This is a genomic window from Roseibium sp. MMSF_3247, from assembly GCF_030733765.1.
Taxonomy (GTDB): Bacteria; Pseudomonadota; Alphaproteobacteria; order Rhizobiales; family Stappiaceae; genus Roseibium.
In genome coordinates this window covers 284,546-306,759 of sequence record NZ_JASHII010000004.1, presented here as the reverse complement: position 1 = coordinate 306,759, position 22,214 = coordinate 284,546, and the positions used below count along the sequence as shown (strand labels likewise).

The 22,214-nt window shown below is 56.3% G+C and carries 21 protein-coding genes; 10 read left to right on the top strand and 11 right to left on the bottom strand.

Annotated elements, in window-relative coordinates; genetic code table 11:
- Window positions 1-25: 25 nt before the first annotated feature.
- Window positions 26-271, bottom strand: a complete 246-nt coding sequence (locus tag RBB44_RS15350; RefSeq protein ID WP_209175143.1) for a hypothetical protein — start codon at window positions 269-271, stop codon at window positions 26-28.
- Between the two features lie 244 nt (window positions 272-515).
- Between RBB44_RS15350 and RBB44_RS15345 the strand changes: the two genes are divergently transcribed.
- Entirely contained in the window at window positions 516-2,321 is a 1,806-nt protein-coding gene (locus RBB44_RS15345; protein ID WP_306148574.1) for an alpha/beta hydrolase, read from the top strand.
- Between the two features lie 101 nt (window positions 2,322-2,422).
- On the opposite strand, the gene RBB44_RS15340 is transcribed toward RBB44_RS15345, so the two are convergent.
- Window positions 2,423-4,756, bottom strand: a complete 2,334-nt coding sequence (locus RBB44_RS15340) for an EAL domain-containing protein (protein WP_306148573.1) — start codon at window positions 4,754-4,756, stop codon at window positions 2,423-2,425.
- Between the two features lie 282 nt (window positions 4,757-5,038).
- On the opposite strand from RBB44_RS15340, the gene RBB44_RS15335 reads away from it, so the two are divergent.
- Window positions 5,039-5,674, top strand: a complete 636-nt coding sequence (locus tag RBB44_RS15335; RefSeq protein ID WP_306148572.1) for a hypothetical protein — start codon at window positions 5,039-5,041, stop codon at window positions 5,672-5,674.
- Here the strand turns inward: RBB44_RS15335 and speB are convergent.
- The gene (gene speB / locus RBB44_RS15330) at window positions 5,653-6,624 is read right to left on the bottom strand and encodes an agmatinase (RefSeq protein ID WP_133947099.1); all 972 of its coding nucleotides are present in this window, start codon (window positions 6,622-6,624) and stop codon (window positions 5,653-5,655) included. The genes RBB44_RS15335 and speB overlap by 22 nt on opposite strands.
- A gap of 253 nt (window positions 6,625-6,877) precedes the next feature.
- Here speB and guaD point away from each other — a divergent pair, with 253 nt between their 5' ends.
- The 3 genes from guaD (at window position 6,878) to RBB44_RS15315 (ending at window position 9,864) form a co-directional block, all read left to right on the top strand.
- Window positions 6,878-8,206, top strand: coding sequence for a guanine deaminase (gene guaD / locus RBB44_RS15325; RefSeq protein WP_306148571.1), 1,329 nt, complete (start codon window positions 6,878-6,880; stop codon window positions 8,204-8,206).
- Window positions 8,207-8,281: 75 nt separating this feature from the next.
- Window positions 8,282-8,635, top strand: a complete 354-nt coding sequence (locus RBB44_RS15320; RefSeq protein ID WP_306148570.1) for a hypothetical protein — start codon at window positions 8,282-8,284, stop codon at window positions 8,633-8,635.
- The gene (locus tag RBB44_RS15315) at window positions 8,635-9,864 is read left to right on the top strand and encodes an HlyD family secretion protein (RefSeq protein ID WP_306148569.1); all 1,230 of its coding nucleotides are present in this window, start codon (window positions 8,635-8,637) and stop codon (window positions 9,862-9,864) included. Before RBB44_RS15320 ends, RBB44_RS15315 begins: the two co-directional genes overlap by 1 nt.
- On the opposite strand, the gene RBB44_RS15310 is transcribed toward RBB44_RS15315, so the two are convergent.
- On the bottom strand, window positions 9,839-11,107 hold the full coding sequence (locus tag RBB44_RS15310) for an MFS transporter (RefSeq protein WP_306148568.1): 1,269 nt from the start codon (window positions 11,105-11,107) through the stop codon (window positions 9,839-9,841). The two genes, RBB44_RS15315 and RBB44_RS15310, sit on opposite strands and share 26 nt — an antisense overlap.
- A 70-nt stretch (window positions 11,108-11,177) precedes the next feature.
- Between RBB44_RS15310 and RBB44_RS15305 the strand changes: the two genes are divergently transcribed.
- Window positions 11,178-11,594, top strand: a complete 417-nt coding sequence (locus tag RBB44_RS15305; RefSeq protein ID WP_306148567.1) for a helix-turn-helix domain-containing protein — start codon at window positions 11,178-11,180, stop codon at window positions 11,592-11,594.
- 17 nt (window positions 11,595-11,611) lie between these two features.
- Here the strand turns inward: RBB44_RS15305 and RBB44_RS15300 are convergent, their stop codons facing one another.
- On the bottom strand, window positions 11,612-13,009 hold the full coding sequence (locus RBB44_RS15300; RefSeq protein WP_133947093.1) for an MATE family efflux transporter: 1,398 nt from the start codon (window positions 13,007-13,009) through the stop codon (window positions 11,612-11,614).
- 75 nt (window positions 13,010-13,084) lie between these two features.
- Window positions 13,085-14,410, bottom strand: coding sequence for a serine hydroxymethyltransferase (gene glyA, locus RBB44_RS15295; RefSeq protein ID WP_306148566.1), 1,326 nt, complete (start codon window positions 14,408-14,410; stop codon window positions 13,085-13,087).
- Window positions 14,411-14,518: 108 nt separating this feature from the next.
- On the opposite strand from glyA, the gene RBB44_RS15290 reads away from it, so the two are divergent.
- Window positions 14,519-15,418, top strand: a complete 900-nt coding sequence (locus RBB44_RS15290) for a LysR substrate-binding domain-containing protein (protein ID WP_306148565.1) — start codon at window positions 14,519-14,521, stop codon at window positions 15,416-15,418.
- 43 nt (window positions 15,419-15,461) lie between these two features.
- Here the strand turns inward: RBB44_RS15290 and RBB44_RS15285 are convergent, their stop codons facing one another.
- Genes RBB44_RS15285 through RBB44_RS15275 form a run of 3 tightly spaced genes read right to left on the bottom strand, consistent with a single transcriptional unit; the run spans window position 15,462 to window position 17,902 of the window.
- Window positions 15,462-16,505 (bottom strand): succinylglutamate desuccinylase/aspartoacylase family protein, encoded by a 1,044-nt coding sequence (locus RBB44_RS15285; RefSeq protein ID WP_306148564.1) that lies wholly within the window; start codon window positions 16,503-16,505, stop codon window positions 15,462-15,464.
- Window positions 16,505-17,410, bottom strand: coding sequence for a 30S ribosomal protein S6--L-glutamate ligase (gene rimK, locus RBB44_RS15280; RefSeq protein ID WP_008193904.1), 906 nt, complete (start codon window positions 17,408-17,410; stop codon window positions 16,505-16,507). The genes RBB44_RS15285 and rimK overlap by 1 nt, the downstream gene beginning before the upstream one ends.
- A 24-nt stretch (window positions 17,411-17,434) precedes the next feature.
- The gene (locus RBB44_RS15275) at window positions 17,435-17,902 is read right to left on the bottom strand and encodes a RimK/LysX family protein (RefSeq protein ID WP_306148563.1); all 468 of its coding nucleotides are present in this window, start codon (window positions 17,900-17,902) and stop codon (window positions 17,435-17,437) included.
- Between the two features lie 468 nt (window positions 17,903-18,370).
- Here RBB44_RS15275 and RBB44_RS15270 point away from each other — a divergent pair, with 468 nt between their 5' ends.
- Window positions 18,371-18,862: a MarR family winged helix-turn-helix transcriptional regulator gene (locus RBB44_RS15270; protein ID WP_306148562.1), complete on the top strand. Its 492-nt coding sequence runs from the start codon at window positions 18,371-18,373 to the stop codon at window positions 18,860-18,862.
- Between the two features lie 12 nt (window positions 18,863-18,874).
- Window positions 18,875-19,744 carry a serine aminopeptidase domain-containing protein gene (locus RBB44_RS15265; RefSeq protein WP_306148561.1) on the top strand — a complete coding sequence of 290 codons (870 nt, stop codon included), beginning with the start codon at window positions 18,875-18,877 and terminating at the stop codon, window positions 19,742-19,744.
- Window positions 19,745-19,814: 70 nt separating this feature from the next.
- Here the strand turns inward: RBB44_RS15265 and RBB44_RS15260 are convergent, their stop codons facing one another.
- Complete coding sequence (locus RBB44_RS15260; RefSeq protein WP_306148560.1) at window positions 19,815-20,549, bottom strand: SDR family oxidoreductase; 735 nt, start codon at window positions 20,547-20,549, stop codon at window positions 19,815-19,817.
- 22 nt (window positions 20,550-20,571) lie between these two features.
- Entirely contained in the window at window positions 20,572-21,216 is a 645-nt protein-coding gene (locus RBB44_RS15255) for an NADPH-dependent F420 reductase (RefSeq protein WP_306148559.1), read from the bottom strand.
- Between the two features lie 87 nt (window positions 21,217-21,303).
- On the opposite strand from RBB44_RS15255, the gene RBB44_RS15250 reads away from it, so the two are divergent.
- Window positions 21,304-22,203 carry a LysR family transcriptional regulator gene (locus RBB44_RS15250; RefSeq protein WP_306148558.1) on the top strand — a complete coding sequence of 300 codons (900 nt, stop codon included), beginning with the start codon at window positions 21,304-21,306 and terminating at the stop codon, window positions 22,201-22,203.
- Window positions 22,204-22,214 lie beyond the last annotated feature (11 nt).

Below are 22,214 nucleotides of genomic sequence, written 5' to 3'. Positions count from 1 at the left end.
CAGTGCTAAGGCCGTGTCGATCTGTTCACTGCTCGTCTGCGAGAGTTTTTAGATATTCTTCCGTCTCGGCCCGCTCCAACGGGTTGATCAGGCCTTTGGACTGCGCGGACGCGTTTGGCGGACCGTAACCCGTTGGCGGCTGCACGGTGCCTGATCGTGTTTTTTGGTCCGGGTTCACCGCTTTGACGAGCGGCGTGCCGGGGCCAACGGCGCAGGATTGGAGAATGGATGCCCCCAAGAACACCAAACAGAGATCGCGCCGCACGCGCATGATTGCCGTCTCCCTCAACTACAACTGTGATCATACTTCCATCGAAGTGTCACACAAGTCCTCTAGCACAGCGGCAATACGCGTTATGGAAACCAATCGACGGCGCCGGAACGTTGTGCCATAAATGAAACTGACGTTCCGAATACAAGCGCAAATAGAAACACATAACGCTGAGGAACCGCCCAACAGACTGCCGCCTCCAGACGGCAGTTAAGAAGACCGGAAGTCGGAGGAATCCCTGCTTATGGCTGATGACCGCCAGCATCCCATGTTGCAATACATCATCAACAATCCAGAAGCTTTCGCGCAAAATCTTGCGAAGACACTGGAAAATGCAGGCAAGGCGCTCGCTGCGTATATCGAGCCGCGCGAGCAAGGCAAGATTACGCACGAATCGACTGACGAACTCACCGGCGTGGTCAAGACACTCGCTCAAGTTGGCGAATACTGGGCGTCTGATCCGCAGCGGGCTCTCGAAGCGCAGGGCCGCTTGTGGAGCGGCTACATCGATCTCTGGAATTCGTCACTGAAACGAATGATGGGCGAACAGTCGGAGCCGGCCGTGAAGGCCCCGGTAACGGACAAGCGGTTTGCTGATCCCGACTGGGAGAACAATCAGTACTTCGATTTCGTCAAACAGATTTATCTCATCACCAGTCAGTGGGCCGAAGAGATGGTCCACGAAGCCCAGGGACTGGACGAGCACACCCGCCACAAGGCCGAGTTCTACGTCACACAGATTTCAAACGCACTCTCGCCGTCGAATTTCCTCCTGACCAATCCTGAACTCCTGCGTCTGACCATGGAGAGCAACGGCGAAAATCTCGTCAAAGGAATGGAGCATCTGGCCGAGGACCTGAAGACCGGCAAGGGCGAATTGAAGATTCGTCAGACAGATCCGTCAAAGTTCAAACTCGGTGAAAACCTTGGAACCACCAAGGGCAAGGTCATCGCGCAAAACGACGTGTGCCAGGTCATCCAGTATGACCCGACTACGGACACAGTCTTGAAGCGCCCCTTGATGATCGTGCCGCCGTGGATCAACAAGTTCTACATCCTCGACCTCAACCCGGAGAAATCCTTCATCAAGTGGGCCGTGGATCAAGGCCACACGGTGTTCGTGATCTCCTGGGTCAATCCGGACGAACGGCAAGCTCAAAAGAGTTTTGAGCACTACATGAAAGAGGGCATCCTCAACACACTGGATGTCATCAAGCGCGCCACCCGTCAGGAAGAGGTCAATGCAATCGGCTATTGTGTTGGCGGCACGCTCCTCGCCGTAACGCTGGCCTATATGGCGCAGACTGGCGACGACCGGATCAAGACGGCAACCTTCTTCACGACGCAGGTCGATTTCACCTATGCCGGTGATCTCAAGGTGTTTGTCGACGAAGAGCAAATCTCCATCCTGGAGAAGCGCATGGCAGAAAGCGGCTATCTAGACGGGTCCAAGATGTCGTCGGCCTTTAACATGCTCCGGTCCAATGACCTCATCTGGTCTTATGTGGTGAACAACTACTTGAAGGGGAAAGAGCCCTTCCCGTTCGACCTCTTGTACTGGAACTCAGATTCTACCCGCATGCCTGCAGCGAACCACTCCTTCTATCTTCGCAATTGTTACCTCGACAACAAGCTCTCAAAGGGCGAGATGGAAATCGGCGGCGAAACACTTGACCTGTCCAGGGTCAAGATCCCGATCTTCAACCTCGCAACCCGCGAAGATCACATCGCGCCGCCAAAGTCCGTGTTCTTGGGGTCTGGCTGTTTTGGTGGTCCAGTGGAATATGTATTGTCGGGTTCCGGCCATATTGCTGGCGTCGTCAATCCTCCGGTCAAGAACAAGTACCAGTATTGGACCGGCGGCGAAGCGCGAGGGACGCTCGAAAACTGGTTGAAAAACGCGGAAGAGCACCCCGGATCCTGGTGGCCCTATTGGGACGAGTGGATCCGCAAAAACGATCCGGCTGAAGCCAAGCCGCGCAAGCCTGGCGCCAACCGGGTCAAGATACTCGAAGACGCCCCGGGAAGTTATGTGATGAACCGGGTCTGAGTTCCAAAAAGAAGGCACGGATCTGAGCGATCTTTTCGTGCCTTCTTGTGTTTCCCCGGAAGCTTTCTCGCAGTAAGCGAGCTGCAACAGGCAGACAACGTTTAGAGCGCCACATCCAACGGTGTTCTGGTCATCCCGAGAAGTTTTGAGAACTTGTTGGCCGCCATAGGCCGGCCGAAATGGTAACCTTGCGTGGTCTCACACCGGCAGCTCAGCAGGAACGCTTGCTGTTTTGCTGTTTCGACCCCTTCGGCGACAACGTTTAGCCCCAGTTCCCGCCCGAGGCTGATAATCGCCCGGACAATTGCTCGGTCGCTTTCCTTGTATTCGAGATCCCGGATGAAGCTTTGGTCAATCTTCAGCCGGTTCAAAGGAAAATTCTTCAAAGCGACAAGGCTGGAGTAACCGGTGCCGAAGTCATCAATCGCCAAATGAATGCCGATCCGCCGGAAATCTTCCATCAAGGCGACGGCCTGTTCCACATTCTGGATAACAAGGCTTTCGGTAAACTCAAGTTCCAGATACCGCGCATCCAAACCGCTTGTGTCCAGCGCGGAAAACACATCTGACAAAAGAGCCTTGTCGCGGAACTGGTTCGCAGAGACATTTACCGCGATCGTTATGTGCGGAAGACCAGCGTCCTGCCAGGCTTTGTTTTGACGGCATGCTTCGTTCAGGACCCAGCGGCCAAGGGAAATAATCGCGCCGGTCTGTTCCGCAATCTCAATAAACTCGCCGGGCATTAGTCTCCCGCGTTCCGGGTGTGTCCACCGCACTAACGCCTCAGCACCGACAATCCGGCCACTCATCAGATCGATCTGTGGCTGATACTCCAGGAACAGTTCATTGTTGTTGATGCCCCGACGCAGCTCTTCAACCAGCTTCAGCCGGTTGACACCCGCCGGCGCCGTTTCCCGATCGAAAATGAAAAAATTATCCCGGCCCAGGTTCTTGGCTTCAAACATCGCCTGGTCGGCGTTCTTCAAAACTTCATCGGCCGTGTCGCCATCTAACGGGAAGACGGCTGCCCCGATCGAACAAGTCACGTGAAGCGTCAGCGTGTCCAGCTCGATTGTTTTCAAAATTTCAGCGCGCATGCGCGCCAGATAGTCCTTGAGTTCCGACTTATGCGCGGTAGGGCCATCTACGAAGAGGACAAATTCGTCCCCGCCGAACCTTATCGTCTCAAAAGTGGTGTTGTGGGATCCGAGGATGCGATCTGCGACAGTAGACAACACGTCGTCACCCACAGCATGTCCATAGCTGTCGTTGATGAACTTGAAGTTGTCCATGTCCACAAACACAACAGCGACCGGTTCGCCGGTCTGTCGGCTTGCTTCGATTTTAGCTTCCAGCTTCCGTTTGAACTTCCGGCGGTTCGGCAATCCCGTTAGCGGGTCATGAACTGCAAGATACCGGATCCTTTTTTCCGCCCGGTCGCGTTCAACCGCAATGGAAGCCAAATGCGCAGCTTCACGAACAATTTTCTCTTCCCGCTCTGAGGGGGCCCGAACATCGGTCCAATAGAATGCAAAGGTCCCCAACACCTTGCCATCCCCGGAGAAAAACGGAACCGACCAGCACGATTTCAGATCATATTCGCGCACAAGATCGACATACTCTGCCCAGAGCTCGCTGTCGAAAATATCCTCGACGAACACTGCTTCCTTTCGAAAAACAGCCGTTCCACAAGACCCTACTCTTGGGCCAATCTCTATGCCATCAACCAACTCCAGATAGCTCTGGGGCAAGTTCGGACCGGACGCAGACAGGATATGATTACCGCTGTCGTCCACCAGCATGACGGAACCCATGCCGCTTTCCAGCTGCCCTTCGATCATGAGCACGAGCGAATTCAAAACATCCTGCAGCGGCAAACCGCTCACAAGTTTCTTCAGGATCTCGTTCTGACCCCGCTGCAATTTCTCAGCGTTTTGGCGCTCCGTCACATCTCGGGAAATACCGACGATCCCGACAACATCACCGTTTTCTTTGCGGATCGGATATTTGGATGATGAAAACCACTTTTCGGTGCCGTCGGGCAAAAGGATACGGTCCATAATGTCGACCAAATCCCGGCCTTCACGCATCATGGACTGCTCGTCCTCATAGAACACCTGCCCGACCTCGGGTGGATGCAACTCCAAATCGGACTTGCCAATCAACTCAGCACTGGTTGACCGGCCCATATCTTCAGCGACCTTGTCATTTGCCATGACAAATCGCGACCGCCGGTCTTTTACATAGACATAATCGGAAACGAGGTTCACCAGCTGCTGAAGCCAGTCCAGATCGCCAAACATGTCCAGAGAGCTGTCAAAGCACGTTGTTGTGTTCAACTCTTCAAGTCTGGTCGCAAGGGATTTCATGGCTTGCCAATCGGCAAAACCTGTTGGGCCTTCGTTTCTTCCCTGAGACACCTGTTGATCCGTCATGGATCCGCCTTCAACCGCATCTGCATATCACTTTTTCTTGCAGACCATCCTAGTAACACATTCCAGACTGCCAAAGCGTTTACATGCATTAATACCGCACAAGCTCTGTGTGTTTGGTTTGATTTTCCGTTAATCCAACCCCAGAAACGCCGCATGAGAGCAAAACCGAACCAAAGCCTTGTCTGATTATTGTCAACTTTGCCAAGCCGCTTGCTTTTCCCGGTTTGCAAAACCCGTTTAGCGCGCGGTATAGGTTCTTACGAAGGGAAACAAATCCAGATCATGCACACACCGCCTCTGCTTCATTCTGATGATGGAAGACCTGCGCACTGGGCCGGGCCAACCGGGTCCGCGCGCTACACGGCACGGTCTGGTTCACCTGCCCCGGTAAAAGCGTCTGTCATGGCAGCGCGCATGATCGTCCCTGCATGTGCTGCGGCTGCAAGCTGGACGGCGCTTTGGATCGGCCCGTTCTATGCCGGCATTCTGGCACTCTGGACCTGTTGGGTTGTGGTGGCCCTGTCTCGCTACATTCCGATCAATGACTTGCGCTTGTGCCGGAAGGCCAGCTACGGCGAACGTATCTGGCTCAATCAATTGCGAGAAACCAAAGGTCAGCGAGGACCAATGTTGGGTCTTTATCTGACTGCTTGGACAGCGCTCGCTATCACCATCTTGGGTGGTTTGATGTTATCGCCGCTTGTGACTGCCACAGGTGTGATTGTCGCCATGATCACCCAGTACGTTTTGTGGAAGCAACTGTCTGCTTATTACAGCAAGAACAAGACAACCCATCCGCTCTACCGCTTCTGGGACGCACGAAAAGCCAATGACAACAACAAGTCATTCAAAGGCTTATCCGACGGACACATGACGTCCGATCTCGGCCGTCAACGTCAAAGACCGTCTGTCCGCTGACGCTGCCTTTCCGCAAGCAATCCGATATACATCAACGCCACGCTTGCGCCTGCAATTGATGTGATGTCGGCATGGTCATAGGCTGGGGCGACTTCAACAACATCCCCACCCACGAAGTTCAGATCCCCCAGCCGGCGCAAGATCATCAACGCCTCGCGGCTCGTAAGACCACCCGCAACAGGCGTTCCAGTTCCTGGCGCGAACGCGGGATCAAGGCAATCAATGTCGAACGTCATGTAGGCCTTGGCATCACCGACCCGGTCCTTGACCAGTTCGACCACGCCGTTGACCCCAAGCAGCTCCACTTCTTCGCCGTAAAGAATTTCGAGGCCGCAAGTTTCCGGCGCGTGCGTCCGGATACCAATCTGAATTGATTTTTCCGGGTCAATCAGACCTTCTCGAACCGCCCGGCCAACAAAGGTGCCATGATCGATCCGGTCTCCCTTGTCATCCCAGGTGTCCTGGTGCGCGTCGAACTGAACGAGGGCCAAAGGTCCATGCTTTTCGACATGCGCCTTCAACAAGGGATAGGTGACGAAATGATCGCCTCCGATGGAAAAGAGATGCGTGCCACTCTGCAGGATCTCTCGCGCCTGTGCTTCAATGTGGCCTGGGATATCCCGGTTGTGGCCATAATCAAAAACGCAATCCCCATAATCGACACAAGCCAGTGTTTCGAACGGATCAAACTCGAAGGGGTATTGCGGATCCCCATCAAAAATAGCCGATGCTCGGCGCACGCCCTGTGGTCCGAAACGAGCACCAGGCCGATTTGAAACGGAAGCGTCAAACGGAATCCCCCAGACGGCCAGATCGACCCCGGTCAAATCGCGGCTGTACCGCCGGCGCATGAACGACAAGACGCCGCCATAAGTCGGCTCGTGCGACCCTCCTTTCAGAGAATCACCAAGGAACGCATTGTCGGTCTGACGGGGCAAATCAACAGCCATGGGGCACCTTTATCAAAAGAACTGCAGGCACTTAACCGCAGTCTATCGACAACCTCAAGCATTCATTCAGACCCGGCCGCTGAAGAGATTTGCAACTTACCGTCAAAGTGAGAATGCCATTTCGGCGGCCCTCTCATGGAGGTCTTTCTTGAAATTCTGAATGTATCTCGCGTTGCCGCCCTCCCGGATCGCGTCTAAAAGGCCTTGCCTCGCACAGCGGGCTCCGGCAGCATAATTTCAGGGACATAGAGATTTGGCAGACACAACGGCAAAACTTCTGCGCGGCAGACTGCTGACCTTCACCTCCGCGCCCGGCGGCCCTGAGGACACATCCGCCTATACCTATGAAGACGATGGCGCGCTCCTGATTTCCAATGGAGTGATCAAGGCACGCGGTTCGTATGCCGATGTCAAAGCCGCAGCTTTAGAGCCATTTGAGGAAATCGACCACCGGCCGTATTTACTGATGCCCGGTTTCATCGATACGCATTTGCATTTTCCGCAAGTGCAGGTCATCGCCTCTTGGGCCGATCAGCTGCTGGACTGGTTGAACGACTACACCTTCCCGGCCGAGCAGAAATTCGCTGACAAAACACACGGTGACCGGATCGCACGTGGGTTCTACGACTGTTTGCTTGCAAACGGCACGACGACGGCGGTCGCCTACTGTTCCAGTCATCCGAATTCGGTCGAGGCGTATTTCGAGGAAGCCGGCCGCCGGGGCATGCTGATGCTCGGCGGCAAGACGATGATGGACCGGAATGCGCCGGAAGCCCTCTGCGACACTGCGGAAAGCGCCTACACTGACAGCAAGGTACTTTTGGAGAAATGGCATGGCAAAGGCCGCGCCCACTACGTCATCACGCCAAGGTTTGCGATCACTTCGACGCCCCAGCAGCTGGAAGCTGCCGGCACGCTCCTGAAAGAGTATCCGGACTGCCATCTGCAGACCCACATCAATGAGAACCACAACGAGATTGCCTTCACGAAGGAGCTCTACCCCGACGCAAAAGACTATTTGGGAGTCTATGAAGACTTCGGACTTCTGGGGCCCAAAACACTACTGGGCCATTGCATCCACATGAATGACCGGGAATTGGGCGTGATGCGGGAAACCGGTTCTGTCGCCGTGTTCTGTCCGACCTCCAATCTGTTCCTGGGCAGCGGTCTTTTCGACAAAAAACGGACAGAAGCAGCCGGCATAAAAACCTCGATCGCGACCGACATTGGCGGCGGCACCAGCTATTCCATGCTGCGCACGCTGGATGAAGGCTACAAGGTCCTGCAATTGCAGCGCCAGCGCCTGCATCCGCTTGAAACGTTCTACTGGGCAACGCTTGGTAATGCGAAGGCGCTGTCGCTTTCTGAAAAGATCGGCTCGCTCGACGTTGGTACCGACGCGGACATTGTTGTTCTGAACGCCAAAGCCACACGCCCAATGGCCTTACGGATGGAAACAGCTGAAACGTTGTCCGAAGAGCTGTTTGTTTTGCAAACCCTGGGTGATGACCGGTCCGTTGTCGAAACCTATGTGGCAGGGGTTCCGCAGAAACCTGCAGACCTCGACGCAGTCGGCCTCTAACGCAAAATTACGTATTGCCCGCAAGGCCCTGACTTTGTCTACTAAGAACAAAGTCTCGGCTTTGAAGGGGATGTTGTGGACACAATCACGAGCAATCTTAGCCATGATCCGCTACCGTTTTTTATCACGGCACCGGGCCAGACAGACACGCTGTTCATCGCGGTCAGTATCTTCATGGTCCTGGTGCTGGTCGGGTTCGGCGCGCTGTATTTCACAGTTCAGGCTTGGCCGGACCGGATGGCGTCCGGCATGGGCAAGACCCAGATCCAGATTGTCGGGCTGCTCGGCCTGTTGTCACTGATCACCTTCAACAACGCCTTTTGGGTTGCAGCTCTGTTGCTCGCCGCCATTCCAATTTCGCAGATAGTTTTACCAGTTAAGGTCAAATCGCTCCGTTATGGCCGGACCGGCAAGCGAAGGATCCGGTAATGCTTGAGCTGCTTTTCAGCGCCCTGATTACGATCCTTCCGGATTACCTTTATCGCCGCTACAAGCAGGGCAAGCGGCTTGGTCATGAGATCAACCTGTTCACAGTGTGGTATGAACTGCGTTGGGGCATCACGTCCTGTGCGGTGCTTGCGATCAGTCTGCTGACGGTGATTTTCTATTTTCACCCCACCACGACGAATGTCACCTCACTCTTCAGGACCGTTTCTATTCTCAGCGATCGACCCGGCCGGGTCGAAGAGGTCTATGTTGCCGACAACCAGTTTGTCCGCGCCGGAGACCCCATCTTCCGGCTCGATACGCAGCGGCAACAAGCGGCAGCCGAGACAGCGCGGCGCCGGATTGCCGAGGTGGAAGCCGCAATTCTGGTCGGACAAGCGGAACTCGCAGCAGCCGAAGGCAATATCGTTGCTTCTGAAAGTCAGTTGCGCCAGGCACAGGATGATCTCACGCGGCGCCTGAACCTGTCTGAGCGCAACCAGAATGTGGTCACCAAGCAGGAATTGGAGCGCCTACGGCTGTCGGTCGAAGGTCTAACCGGGTCGCAGGAAGCAATCAAGGCGCAGCGCGATGCGATCCAGACCCGGCTCCGGGTTCTTCTCCCGGCGCAAAAGTCGAGTGCCGAAGCGGCACTTGCGCAGGCGGAAACAGAGATCGAAAAGTCGACCGTCTTTGCCGGGACAAACGGTACTGTCCGCCAGTTCAAGCTCCAACCGGGTGACCTCGTCAATCCAATCCTGCGTCCGGCCGGTATTCTGGTCCCTGAAGGATCGGGCCGCGGCCGCTTTCAGGCTGGCTTTGGCCAAATCTCAGCTCAGATCCTCCACATCGGCACGGTCGTTGAGATTACTTGCGCCTCAAAACCGCTTGCCGTCATCCCGATGGCTGTCACCGAAATCCAGGATGCGATCTCAGGCGGTCAACTCCGGCCCACAGATCAGCTAATCGATATTCAGGATCGCGCGCGTCCCGGCACGATCCTGACTGTTCTAGAGCCTGTTTTCGAAGGTCATGCGGATTACATCCCACCCGGCAGCCGATGCATAGGCGTTGCGTATTCAAATCACGACAAGGCCATCAAGTCTGGTGAGATTTCCGGGTTCTCTGCCTTCCTGTTCCGGATCGTGGACGGGATGGGAATTGCGAATGCGCTCGTCATCCGCATCCAGTCCCTTCTGTTACCGGTCAAAGTACTGGTTTTTCCAAACTAGGCTCTGAGGGCACAGCCATTCTTACGGGTCTGAAAAGTCTAACTGCCAGTGCCAAAGATGCGAAGACAACAAATGCTGCGCCGCTCACGGCGTATACCGCTACAAAACCATAGCTCTGGAGTGCCGGAGTAAACACAAATGGCGACACGATCTGCCCTAAGAACATCGATGTTGTGATCATGCCGGAGACCGTTCCACGCCGAGCGGACGGTGCAATGTCGAGCGCGGCAAGAAACAAGGCCGGCTGGACGAACGCATAGCCAACGCCAATCAGTGCGCAGCCTGGAATGATGAACTCCCACGCTGGATACATCGCAAGCGTTGCAAAACCACATCCCATGATGAGAAAACCTGCCGAAAACGTGATTGGGAGACCGAGACGGCCGCGGATCGCTGCAAACTTCAACGCAGTGAAAGCGCCCGACAGGGTCAAGGCGCCAAGCCCGAGCGCTGTGCCGGTCGCCCCGTCAAATCCTGATGTTTCAAGATAAAACGGCAATTGGCTTGGCATCAGAAAAAAGATCATCACGGTCAGCATTGAAAGACCGGCAAGCCCAAAAGCATAGACCAGCCACGATCCGGCTTGCGCAGCTGATACTTCGGTTGCCGCACTGGTTAAGGATGTGGACACGTCGTGTGCGGGTTTCCGGTTCCGATACTCCTGTTTCATAACCGGCCAGAGCAACGGCAGCAGCAGAAGAGGCAACGCATAAATTACAAAGGGCAAACGCGGAGAAACGCCGGCCAACAGACCGGCTCCGCCAATAAACAAAAAACCTCCGAAATTAATCGCAACAACCTGCCCTCCCATAAAGGCGCTGCGGCGGTTGCCCTGAAACAAATCCCCGGCAAGTGCGACCTGCGCGGTCATCGTAAAAGCAAGGGCGACCCCAAGCAGAAGACGGCTTATAAGGATGGCAGTCAGATCGTTCAGATAGGCACCGGCACTGCCCGACAGTGCGAACACCAAAACACCGGCCATCAGCAGCCAGCTTCGCCCGAAGCGGTCAATCGCAAGACCGGCAAGCGGTGCAACAAGAACCACGGTCAAGGACGGCGCCGAGACCAAAAAGCGGACCAGATAAGCTGCGCCCGGCTCGCCTGAAAAACTGGCTTCCAGCGCAGGCAAGGCAGGACTGATCGTGGCATTTGCCATGATTTTTAACGAGGCTGTCAGAAGCAGCGCCAACGCAGTTACATCGCGCCAAAGCGATGTTTCCGGCCGGCCATTTGTATAAGTCATGTAAAAATCCTCTTGCATGACGACTGAGTTGGCTGCAGCCTACAAGTTCAAGTCGACTTAAGGTCAAGAGATGAAATTACTCGATATTTCGGAAGTTGCGCGCCAGTCCGGGGTCGCCGCATCAGCGCTGCGCCACTATGAGGAAAAGGGTCTGATCCATTCCGCCGGCAGGCGTGGCCTGAAACGGCTGTTCGGACCGGAAGTGCTCGATCAGCTGGCCGTCATCCGGCTCGGCAAAGCCGCCGGTTTTTCGCTGGAGGAGATCAAGGGCATGTTCGGACCGGGCGGCCGCCCGTCCCTCTCCCGCTCGGTCCTGCGCACAAAGGCGGACGATCTCGATGATCAGATCACCCGGCTGACATCCTTGCGGGATATGATCCGGCACGTTGCCGACTGCCCTGCACCGCGTCACATAGAATGCCCGAAGTTTCAAAAACTCATCCGGATCAGTGCCCGAAGGAGCGCTGTGAAACCCAGCAAGTTCTGAACTCTACAAGTAGTGGCTTAGCGGCGGTTGAAAAAGAGAATGACCTGGCGGGCTTGACGCTGGAAGATGCTTGGCCCTGCGGGTCTGCCGTCCCCGGTCTCGACCGACCGGATCACCGAGCGCACCAGGAAGATGGCCGCAACGCCAAAAATCACACCGCCTGCGGCCTGACCGATCAGCACCCCGGGAGCTCCCCAGATCGATCCGCAAATCATGACGAGCGGGATGGTGCCAAGCGTATGACGGCCCCAGTTCATCCAGGTCGAATAGAACGGGCGCCCCAAATTGTTGAAGAATGCGTTGGAGACGAAGAGAGCTCCGTTGAAGAAGAATGCCAGGGCCAAAGGACCGCAGAAAAGATAGATCAGCGTCAGGGCCACACCCTGCACCTGAAACAAGGCAGCGATCGGCTCTCTTAAAAGGAATAGCACCAGGGCGGCGAACGCAACCACCAGGGCCGTGAACAAAAGCGCATCCCGCAAGACGGTGCGAACCCTTGTGTAGGCCCCTGCTCCATAATTCTGCCCGACGATCGGCCCCACGGCACCGGAAAGCGCAAAAATCGTGGCGAAGGCAAGCGGGCTCATCCGGGCGACGACAGCCATTCCGGCAACCGCATCTTCACCGAACTCCGCCATTGAGCGGGTGACAAACGCCTGACCGACAGGGGTCGCCAATTGGGTGAGAATTGCAGGGACGGCGATCGCTGCGATCGGCGGCAAAGCTTTCATGAAAGCGGATTTGCCCGGAAGGCTCAGACCGCCGTAATACTGAAAGATCGGCCAGATGGCGAAGACAGCCAGCGCGATGCGGGACGCTGCACTTGCAAGGGCGGCACCGGTCAACTCAAGACCAAAGCCAAAGATCAGGATAGGATCCAGAACCGCGTTCACCAACCCGGCGATGATCGTGCAGGACATCGCGCGCCGGGCATCCCCGTGGGCCCTCAAGATGGCGCCCCCTGCCATGCCCAACAGCAAAAACGGCAAGGTTGGAACAATGATCGACAGGTAATCAACGGCAAGTCCGTGGGTCGCGCCGGTCGCTCCAATCAGGCTGACCAGAAAATCCAGCCCGAACCAGACCAGGGTCGCAAACACAATGCAAAACAGGACGCCCCAGCCGAGTGCTGCTGATGCCCTGCTGCGCGCATGTTCCTTGTCTCCCTCGCCGAGCGCCCGGGCCACCAATGCACCGGCTGCAATCGCAACCCCGATGTTGAAGGATGTCGTGAAGAACAGGATCGCGCCCGCATAGCCAACCGCCGCCGCCAACTCATCCTTACCCAGCATCGAGATGAAAATCATATCGACGAAATCAACGGCGAAGATTGCCATCAGTCCAACGGACGATGTCAGCGACATCACGGTCACATGACGGAACAGGTTGCCGGTCAGGAATTTGGCTTGGGACATGAGCACAGACGGTTCGCCAGGACTCAGACAGCGGTCCCTGCGCGCGTCATGCCACGGGAAGGTCCTATGTGCAAATCATGACTGAAGCACGAAGTGCACATCGTTAAACTCAGCCCGGTATGCCGAGACCTCGCCCGCAAGAGTGACCGGATCGTTGGTCTTCAGGGCACGTGCGATCAGACCCGCCAATTTTGGTGCGTCTTTGGCGGTCACGCCTCTGCGCACCAATTCCGGGGTTCCAATTCGCAAACCGTTCATGTCTCCCTCAACCGGTGCAATCGGAAGACCGATCCCACAGGCAAGGAAACCTGCTTGGCGCAGTTTTTTCGAAGCTGCTTGCCCGCCACCGAAACTGGCTGCCTCGACTGCGAACTGATGGGACTGGGTAAATCCCTTTCCTGCGCCGAAGACTGTCACGCCATTCGCATGCAGTTCCTTTGCCAATTCTTGAGACAGAGCGATCATCTCGGCCGCATAAGCTTCGCCATAGGCCTTCCAGTCCAACATGGTTACCGCAAGCCCGGCCGACTTGGCCGCATCAAAGTTTGCCGTCATGCCTGGAAAGGCAATCGCATCCAACCGTTCTGCCAGATCGGCCTCATTGGTGACCAGCAATCCACCTGCCGGTCCGCCGAGGCTCTTGTAGGTGCTCATGGTCATCATATGAGCCCCTTCCTTGAGCGGGTTCGGCCAGGCCTTGCCGGCAATGATCCCGCATTGGTGAGCTGCGTCGAAGAGAACCTTGGCCCCGTTCGCGTCTGCAATTTCGCGGATTTCCCGGACCGGATGCGGAAAGAGATTGAGGCTGCCGCCAATGGTGATCAGTTTCGGTTTCACGCGGTCTACCAGTTCCTTCAACCCATCAAGATCGACCGTGTAGCCATCTGCGCTCACCGGCGCTTCGTGAATACTAAGACCATAGAGGCCGGCACATCCAGCTTGGTGATGGGTCACGTGACCGCCGATGGACGCGGGCGGCGCAATGATCGTGTCGCCCGGACGGCAGGTCGACATGAAGGCATAGAGATTGGCCAGCGCGCCGGAGCCAACCCGTATTTCGGCGAACTTCGCCTGAAACACTTCCGCGCAGAGTTCGGCGCAAATGACCTCGATTTCCTCGATCGCTTCCAAACCCATTTCATATTTGTCGCCCGGATACCCAAGCGACGGCCGCGACCCGAGCCCGGAAGCGAGCGCAGCCTCCGCCTTTGGGTTCATGACGTTGGTCGCCGGATTGAGATTGAAGCAGTCGCGGTCATGGATCTGGAGGTTCTGTGCGATCAACGCGTCGATGCGCGCCTGCGTCTTTTCCAGATTGTTTGAGGCGGTCCGGGCCGCCAGCTCCTGAACATAAGCCTCACAGGCCTCCGGCACCCAGTTTCTTCTTTCCAATGCAGTCATTTCGCTCTCCCGCGCTGTTGATTGGAACGAAAGCAAATGCGGGTGGAACCTGCAAACGAGATTTGCTAATTATTTGCCCTAGTAATTCTATGCCTCATTGGATCTGTTATGGCCGTTGCCCCTCCGCGACCCAAGATGCCGCCGCTCAACGCTTTGAAAGCCTTCGAAGCAGCGGCGCGCCTCAACAGTTTTTCAGCTGCCGCCGACGAGCTATGTGTTACGCCGGCTGCGGTCGCACAGCAGATCAAAAGCCTCGAAACCTGGACAGGCAAAAAGCTGTTCAAGCGCAACGCCAAAGGTGTTCAGTTGACACCTTTGGGCGCGACCGTCTTGCCCGGCTTCATAGCGGCCTTCGACACGATGGCGTCTTCGGTGCAAACCCTCAGGGCAACCGCCAACCCGCTGGACATCCGGATCGCGGCCACACCGAGCATCTCGCAACTATGGATCTCGCCGCTCCTGCCGTGTCTGAGGGCTACAATACCGGACCTCTCCCTCTCCCTGACGGCCATGGAAGAGCCGCCAAATCTTGCGCGCGAACCCTTTGATCTTGCGATCTTTTTTAGCAGCGCATCAGATGACTGCAGCAATGAAATCTTGATTGGATCGGACACGATATATCCAGTGTGCTCGCCTGAGACTGCGCAAAAACTCCGCACCCTGGATGATCTTGCGAGTACGACGTTTCTATATGATACCGCCTGGAAATCGGACTGGGAGACTTGGCTCTCGCACATCTCGGAGGGCAAACGGCTCCTAAAATCAGGCCCGGAGTTTTCTCTTTATGCGCTGGCACTGCAGGAGTGCAAGAATGGCGCAGGCGTCTTGATCGGACACGACTTGCTGGTGCGGCAGGAACTAAAGACTGGAAATCTGGTTGCTCCGTTTCCGGCAACAGTCGCCCTGCCGAAGAAACTCATCATCAAAACGCTGCATCAACTGGATCCAAATTCTCCGCTCGGGACGGTCGTGGAATTTTTGAAGAAGTCAGACCCTCATGCGGCTTAGGCTCGCGCTTTGCGTTCATTGAGGCGACGACTGTTCGTCTCGATCAGATGATCTCGTCTTCATCGAACATCGGATCGTCCTCGAGCTGGTTGCTGAGGTTTTCCAAAGTGCCCTCCGCCCGAGGAACGGACATTACACGCCCAAGGTGAAACACGGCATCGCCCTCGTTGACGACCGGCATGACAGCGCGGCCAACAATCACCCCGTCAAACGGCGCAATGATATCTTGTTCCCGCTCGCCGAACGGATCGGATACCGCGCCCAAAACGGTGCCCTCACGCACCAGTTCTCCGTCGGCTTTAAAGATCCGCAACAATCCACCCATCGGCGCCCGCAGCCACTTACTGGACCTGCACACCCAGGGGCCCGACTTTGGTTTGGAGATCCCCTTGGCGGTCAGCATTTTGAAATGCCGCATGATGCGCAACACACCGGCGACACCGGCGCGAACGGACAACTCATCAAAGCGCAGTCCCTCGCCCGCTTCGAACAGAAGGACGTCCTTGCCGGCATCTGCAGCGGCTTGGCGCAGCGATCCGTCGCGGATGGGCGAACGCATAATAATCGGAGAGCCGAAAATTTTGGCGAGCTCCATGGTCCGCTCATTGTCCGGAGAGACCCGCACCTGAGGATAGTTGATCCGGTGGATCGCAGCAGAGTGCAGGTCAATGCCGAGATCCGATCTCAGCACGATCTCGTTCATGAACTGGTGCGCCAGACGCGACGCCAAAGGCCCGCTTGCAGAACCTGGAAACATGCGGTTCAGGTCGCGCCTGTCCGGCAGGTATCTGGAGTGGTTGATAAAACCGAAGGCGTTCACGATCGGGATCGCCAGCAAAGTGCCGCGCATTGCGGCAAGGCCTGGCGCCTTCAACAAACGCCGGATGATCTCAACGCCGATGACTTCATCGCCGTGCACACCACCGCTGACAAAGATCGTTGGTCCGCTGCGTTTGCCGTGGACCACGTGCACGGACATCGTGACCGGTGTGTGATCTGAGAGCACGCTAACGGGAACATCGACTGTTTGCCGGGTTCCTGCCGGAACCTTGTATTGCCCGATCTCGAAAACCGCGCGCAGTGCCATCAACCGCTGCCCTTCGTTCTGGTCGCGCCAGATTTCGCGTGCTTTTCCATGTACTCGATGATCTTGCCAGCGATATCTAGCCCGGTTGCTTTTTCAACGCCTTCCAAGCCCGGAGACGAATTGACCTCCATGATCACCGGCCCATGGTTGGACCGCAGCATATCGACGCCGCACACGTTCAGCCCAAGGCTTTTGGCCGCGCGAACGGCCGTTGCCCGCTCCTCACTGGACAACTTGACCACCTGCGCAGATCCGCCGCGGTGCAAGTTGGAGCGGAAATCGCCTTCCGCCCCCGTCCGCTTCATGGCAGCGACCACCTTGCCGCCAATCACAATTGCCCGGATATCGGTGCCACCGGCTTCCTTGATGAATTCCTGCAGCATGATGTTCACGCCGGCACCGCGAAACGCCTCGACAACGGATTTCGCCGACCGGTCGGAATCCGCTAGAACCACACCGATCCCCTGCGTACCTTCCAAAAGCTTGATAACGATCGGAGCCCCGCCTGCAAGCCTCAAGACTTCTTCTGTCTGTTTCGGATCATGGGCAAAAGTCGTCACTGGAAGCCCAATGCCATCACGGGCCATCAACTGCATGGAGCGCAGCTTGTCACGCGAGCGTCCGATCGCGACGCTTTCATTAAGCGGGTAGACGCCCATCATTTCAAACTGCCGCAGGACCGCCATGCCATAAAAGGTTACAGATGCTCCAATCCGCGGAATAACGGCATCAAATCCAGTCAACTTCTCACCGTTGTAATAAACTTCCGGCCGCCGCGACGCGATGTTCATGTAACACCGTAAGGTGTCGATGATTTCCAGCTCATGTCCGCGCGTTTCCGCGGCCTCTTTCAGACGTTGGTGCGAATAGAGTTTGGCGTTCCGGGCCAGCATTGCAATTTTCATAATACGTCCTTTCAGCTGAATTCGTCATTTCTCGCTGATCAAATAAGCGCGGCGGGTATGGACGGCGATGGCATGATTTTTCAAAGCAGAGCGCCCGACGATCATCGGGAACGTCATGTTTGTGCGATCGGATAAAGAAACATCTATGGTCCAGGTTCGCGTTCCAAATCGCGCCCGGGTCCGGATGATGATCCGCTCTTCGGGGATACCGCTTGTGTTCTTGATCCACCGGTCAGAATGAATTTTTGCGGTGGCGTAGTGGTCGCCCTGTCCATCCGCGTCCAACGTCAGGAAACGGACCCAGGGTTCCCCATCCTGTTCAAAGTGTTCGATTTCACTGACATGCAGTGCAGACGTCCGCGCGCCCGTATCAATCTTCGCTTTTACGCCGAAAAGATCCAAATCAGGCAAGCTGACTCGCTCCATCCATCCAATGATTGTGAGCGGGCGTTCCTTGCGCTTCGGCGTGTCCGGTTCTGGTTTGTCCGTCATTCCATCCATGACCACCCTACTGTTGCAAAGCGCTGCCGGGACTACAACCCATCTGGGCCGATCAATCCGTGCCGGACACACACAGAGCTGCTCGCCACCACAAGTTTGATGCGGCGGTTCACTGCTGTTCGAGTAAAATGATAGTCTTGCCCCAAGGCGCCTACTGCCCAACATCATGTCCATTATTTGCGATCAACAGCAAGCGAATTCTTTGTTCATTCGCAATAATTTGCAGCGGATAGGCGGAGCTGAATTTCATGATCAGAAACACAGAACAACTAAAATCGTCGCTCTGATACTTAGCTGAAGAGATTCCCTCTTTTCGAAGCGCGCGGCCAGCAGCGCTTGCTCCAATTTCCAAGTGCGATTGCCGTCAAAATCATCATTCCGTTTACGTCAAAAAGAACCTTGCCAGACGAGATATTAGTTCGTATATAAACTAAATTAGTCCACATACGAACCAAATAGATGTCCAAGAAACTTCGCGTTTTCTATCTACTGCAAGTCGCTTACTCGGCCGTTTTCCGCGCGGCAGATCACCGAGCCCGGCAAAACACGGGGCTTACGATCACACAGATCGCCGTCCTCTTTCTGCTCAACGAAAAGGACGGCCAGCCGGTTTCCGAAATCGCAAACCGTCTTTCCATGGGGAAGTCCAGTCTCACCGGGCTGATCGACCGGATGTGCGAGAAACACCTGGTCAGGCGCAGTCCCTGCCCGGTCGATGGACGTGTGACAAGGGTCTATCTGGAGGAGACCGGCCGGACGGCAGCGCAAGAAGCAGGCCTCCACACGCGCCATTACAACGCCGCACTGCTTGCTCCGTTCTCGGAAGATGAGCAGGACGTCATCGGCCGGTTCCTTAACCATCTTGCCACCAACGCCGACACCATCATCAACGGGCCAGGTACAGGTCAATCCGATGGGCCGGACACGGACAAAGGCCAATCCCCGTCCTGAAGGAGCTGAACCATGAGCACCGTCCAACCCCAATCCCTAACCTTTCAGGCAGAAGACGGCTGGCAGCTGACCGGAGACCTTTATGTTGGCCCTTTGCCGAAGGTCGCTATTGTGGTCTCGTCAGGAACCGGATTTCCGCGGCGGTTCTATAGGCATATGGCAGCTTACATGGCCGAACAGGGCGCTGTCGTTCTGACCTATGATTACCGGGGGATCGGCGGGTCCAGGACAGCCTCGATCGCCCAGTCCGCAATCGATTTGCCGGACTGGGGCCGTCTTGATATGCCGGCCGCAATTGATGTTCTGGAAGCGCAAGCCCCGGACCTGCCAATCACGCATTTGGCGCACAGTGTGGGTGGACACTTTCTTGGCCTGATGCCGAACCACGACAAGATCGCGCGCAATGCTTTTCTGGCCGTCAGCACGGGATACATCGGCCACCACGCGGCCCATTACCGCCCGATGGAGGCCTATTTCTGGTGGGGTTTGGGCAGTTATTCCTTGCTGCGCCATGGTCAGTTAAAACCGATCGGCGGATGGCGCGGAGAAGCCCTGCCGCCGGAGGTCTTCAAGACATGGCGCAGGTGGAGCCACAGGCCGACCTACTTTCAAAAGGACTTTGAGACCGCGCTGGCACCGCAGCACTATGATCAGGTTCGTTCGCCGATCCGCAGTTGGCTGTTTACAGACGACCCGATTGCAACACCCAAGGCCCATGAAGTCCTTCTGGACGCATACCCAAATGCGCCCAAGTCCCTGACCTTGACCTCCCCGAAAGACCTCAACGTCAAGCGGATCGGGCATGAAGGCGCCCTCAAACCAGAGTGCGCGCCCCTTTGGGCCGATGTGTTCGAATGGCTGGCAAACGGCTCAGAACATTAGAGCACCAGTCTTTAGGCATGTCACCGGCAATCGCCCGGCAATCATTGGTGCTCAATTGTCGGGACCGGTTTTATCGCGTGGCGTATTGCCGGATCATGTGGCCGCCGTCGACATCCAGAACATGGCCGGTCGTGAAGGTGTTTGCCATCAAGAACAATGCAGCTTCCGCAGCTTCGTCGACTGTCCCGACCCGGCCCAGCGGCAGGGACTCGCCCGTTGCTGCATACATTTCCTCTCTTGCAGCCTCCGGCACAGCCGCATAGGCATCAGAGCGGATCATGCCCGGAGACACGCAATTGACCCGCAATCGGGAACCGAGTTCTAAAGCCAGTCCATAGGTGAGGCTCTCCACAGCGCCGTTGACCGCGCCCAGACCGGAGCAGTTCATTCCGGGCCTCCGGGACAGGACACCACTGAACAACGTGATCGACCCGCCATCGCGAAGATGTGGCAGCGCTGCCTTAGCCGTCAGATAGGGGCCGAAGAATTTTGCATCGAACATGGCCCGGAGTGGGTCCTCTTGCAAATCGGAGAACGCTCCGTGGGCCGCACTCGACGCGGAAATCACAAGATGATCAATCGGACCAAGCCTATCCGCCCATGCGGCTCTGGATGTCGCATCCGTCATATCCAACGGCAGCACGGTCATACCCGTTCGGCTCTCCGCAACGCTTTCGAGTTTCGCAGCATCCCGGCTGGAAATGATGACGTCAGCGCCCTGCGTCAGCGCGCTCTCGGCAACAGCCCGACCGATCCCCGAACCGCCACCGACTACCGCTACTCTTTTTCCTTCAAAAATGGACATTACGCGCTTTCCTTTTGCCGGTTTACCGAATGGCTTTGACTTCGGGCTGAATGAAATTGAAGACCGTGTGCGGATCCCGGCCCGCAAAAAGGAATTTGATAACAATGGCGGCCGCAGCTTCCAGCTGGTAGGCATGCGCGTTGCTGCCGAGCCGCAGCGGTTCGGAGCCAACATCGGCAATCAGCCCGGCAACGATCTCATCAATCTCCTCATCGGACGTATAGAGCGTGACCAGCTGACGGCCGTCATAGATCATGTTCGGGTCTTCCCAAACGGCGACTTGCGCCATGTTGTAGGCCTTGGCGACATTAGCTCCCGGCAATGCGTCCGCGATCGCCTGGGTTAAAGACCGGCCATCCTCACGGGTCGTCAAGAAGGTCTCGATGCTGACCGGGTTGTTGATATCAATAACCGTCTTGCCCTCAAAAGCGGCCGGTCCACCGGCGTTTTCTATGGCAGAAAACACATCTTCCCAACGTGTTGCCAAAATAATCACGTCTCCAAAATGGGCCGCTTCCTGAGCGCTTCCAGCGCGAACACCAAGGGAGCTAGCTGCGGCTTCAGTCTTGTGCAGATCCCGGCCGGACAGCATCACCTCGTGTTTGGCGGCCCACTTGCCCGCCAAGGCCTTTGCCATCCCGCCGGCACCAATAAATCCGATGTTCATAACCATCTCCTGTTGTTTGATGGCTTGAACATGGTGTGAAGACTGTCATAAATAAAATCGTAAAATTGGATCTTAGGTATAATCCGAGTGGATATAAAACAGACTGAGCTTGGGCTTCTCCTCGCCCTTCATGCCCTGCTGGACCATGAGAATGTCTCACTGGCCGCGAAACAGATCGGTATCACGCAACCTGCGATGTCGGCGCAGCTCAAGCGGCTCCGCGACCTCTTCAACGATCCACTTCTCGTGCCGTCCGGCCGGCGCCTGGTGGCGACCACGCGCGCACGTGCTTTGCAGAATGACCTGCACGCCCATCTTCAGGGCCTAAACGCCTTGGTGCGCGATCACACGGTTTTCGACCCGGCATTGAGCGAAACAACGTTTCGTCTGATCGGGACCGACTATGTCCATGCCGTTTTGGCCGCGCCCGTTCAAAAGATGCTGGCGGCGGAAGCCCCGGGTGCGCGGGCGGCATTTTTGGCCTTCGATCCGAAAACGCTCTGGTCATCGCTCGAAGTCGAAACGGCAGACCTTGCGCTTGCAACGGGCATGTCTTTGCCGGAGGCAAAAAGACAATCAGCGCTCACAGAAGATTTTCAGGTGATCATGTCCAAGACGCATCCTCTTGTGGGACAGCAAATGACACTTGAAGGATTTTGCGCTTTCCCGCATATCCTGGTGTCACCGGAAGGCGGTGGCTTCATTGGAGCCACAGACCGTGTCCTCAAAGAGACCGGTCACAAGCGCCGCGTTGCGATCTCGTTGCCGAGTTTTCTGCTGGCTCCAGCACTTGTATCCAGCTCCGATGCGCTTTGCATGATGCCGAGCCGTCTCGCCAAACTGTACGAAAGCAATGTGGCTTGCAGTCCATCGCCCTTCCCGTCCCCCGTCTTTGATGTCGATCTGATGTGGCATCCGCGCCGCCAAAACGACCCCGCCCACAAATGGTTCCGCGGACAGGTCCGTCGTTTGGCGCAAGGTCTTTGAACAAACCTTTG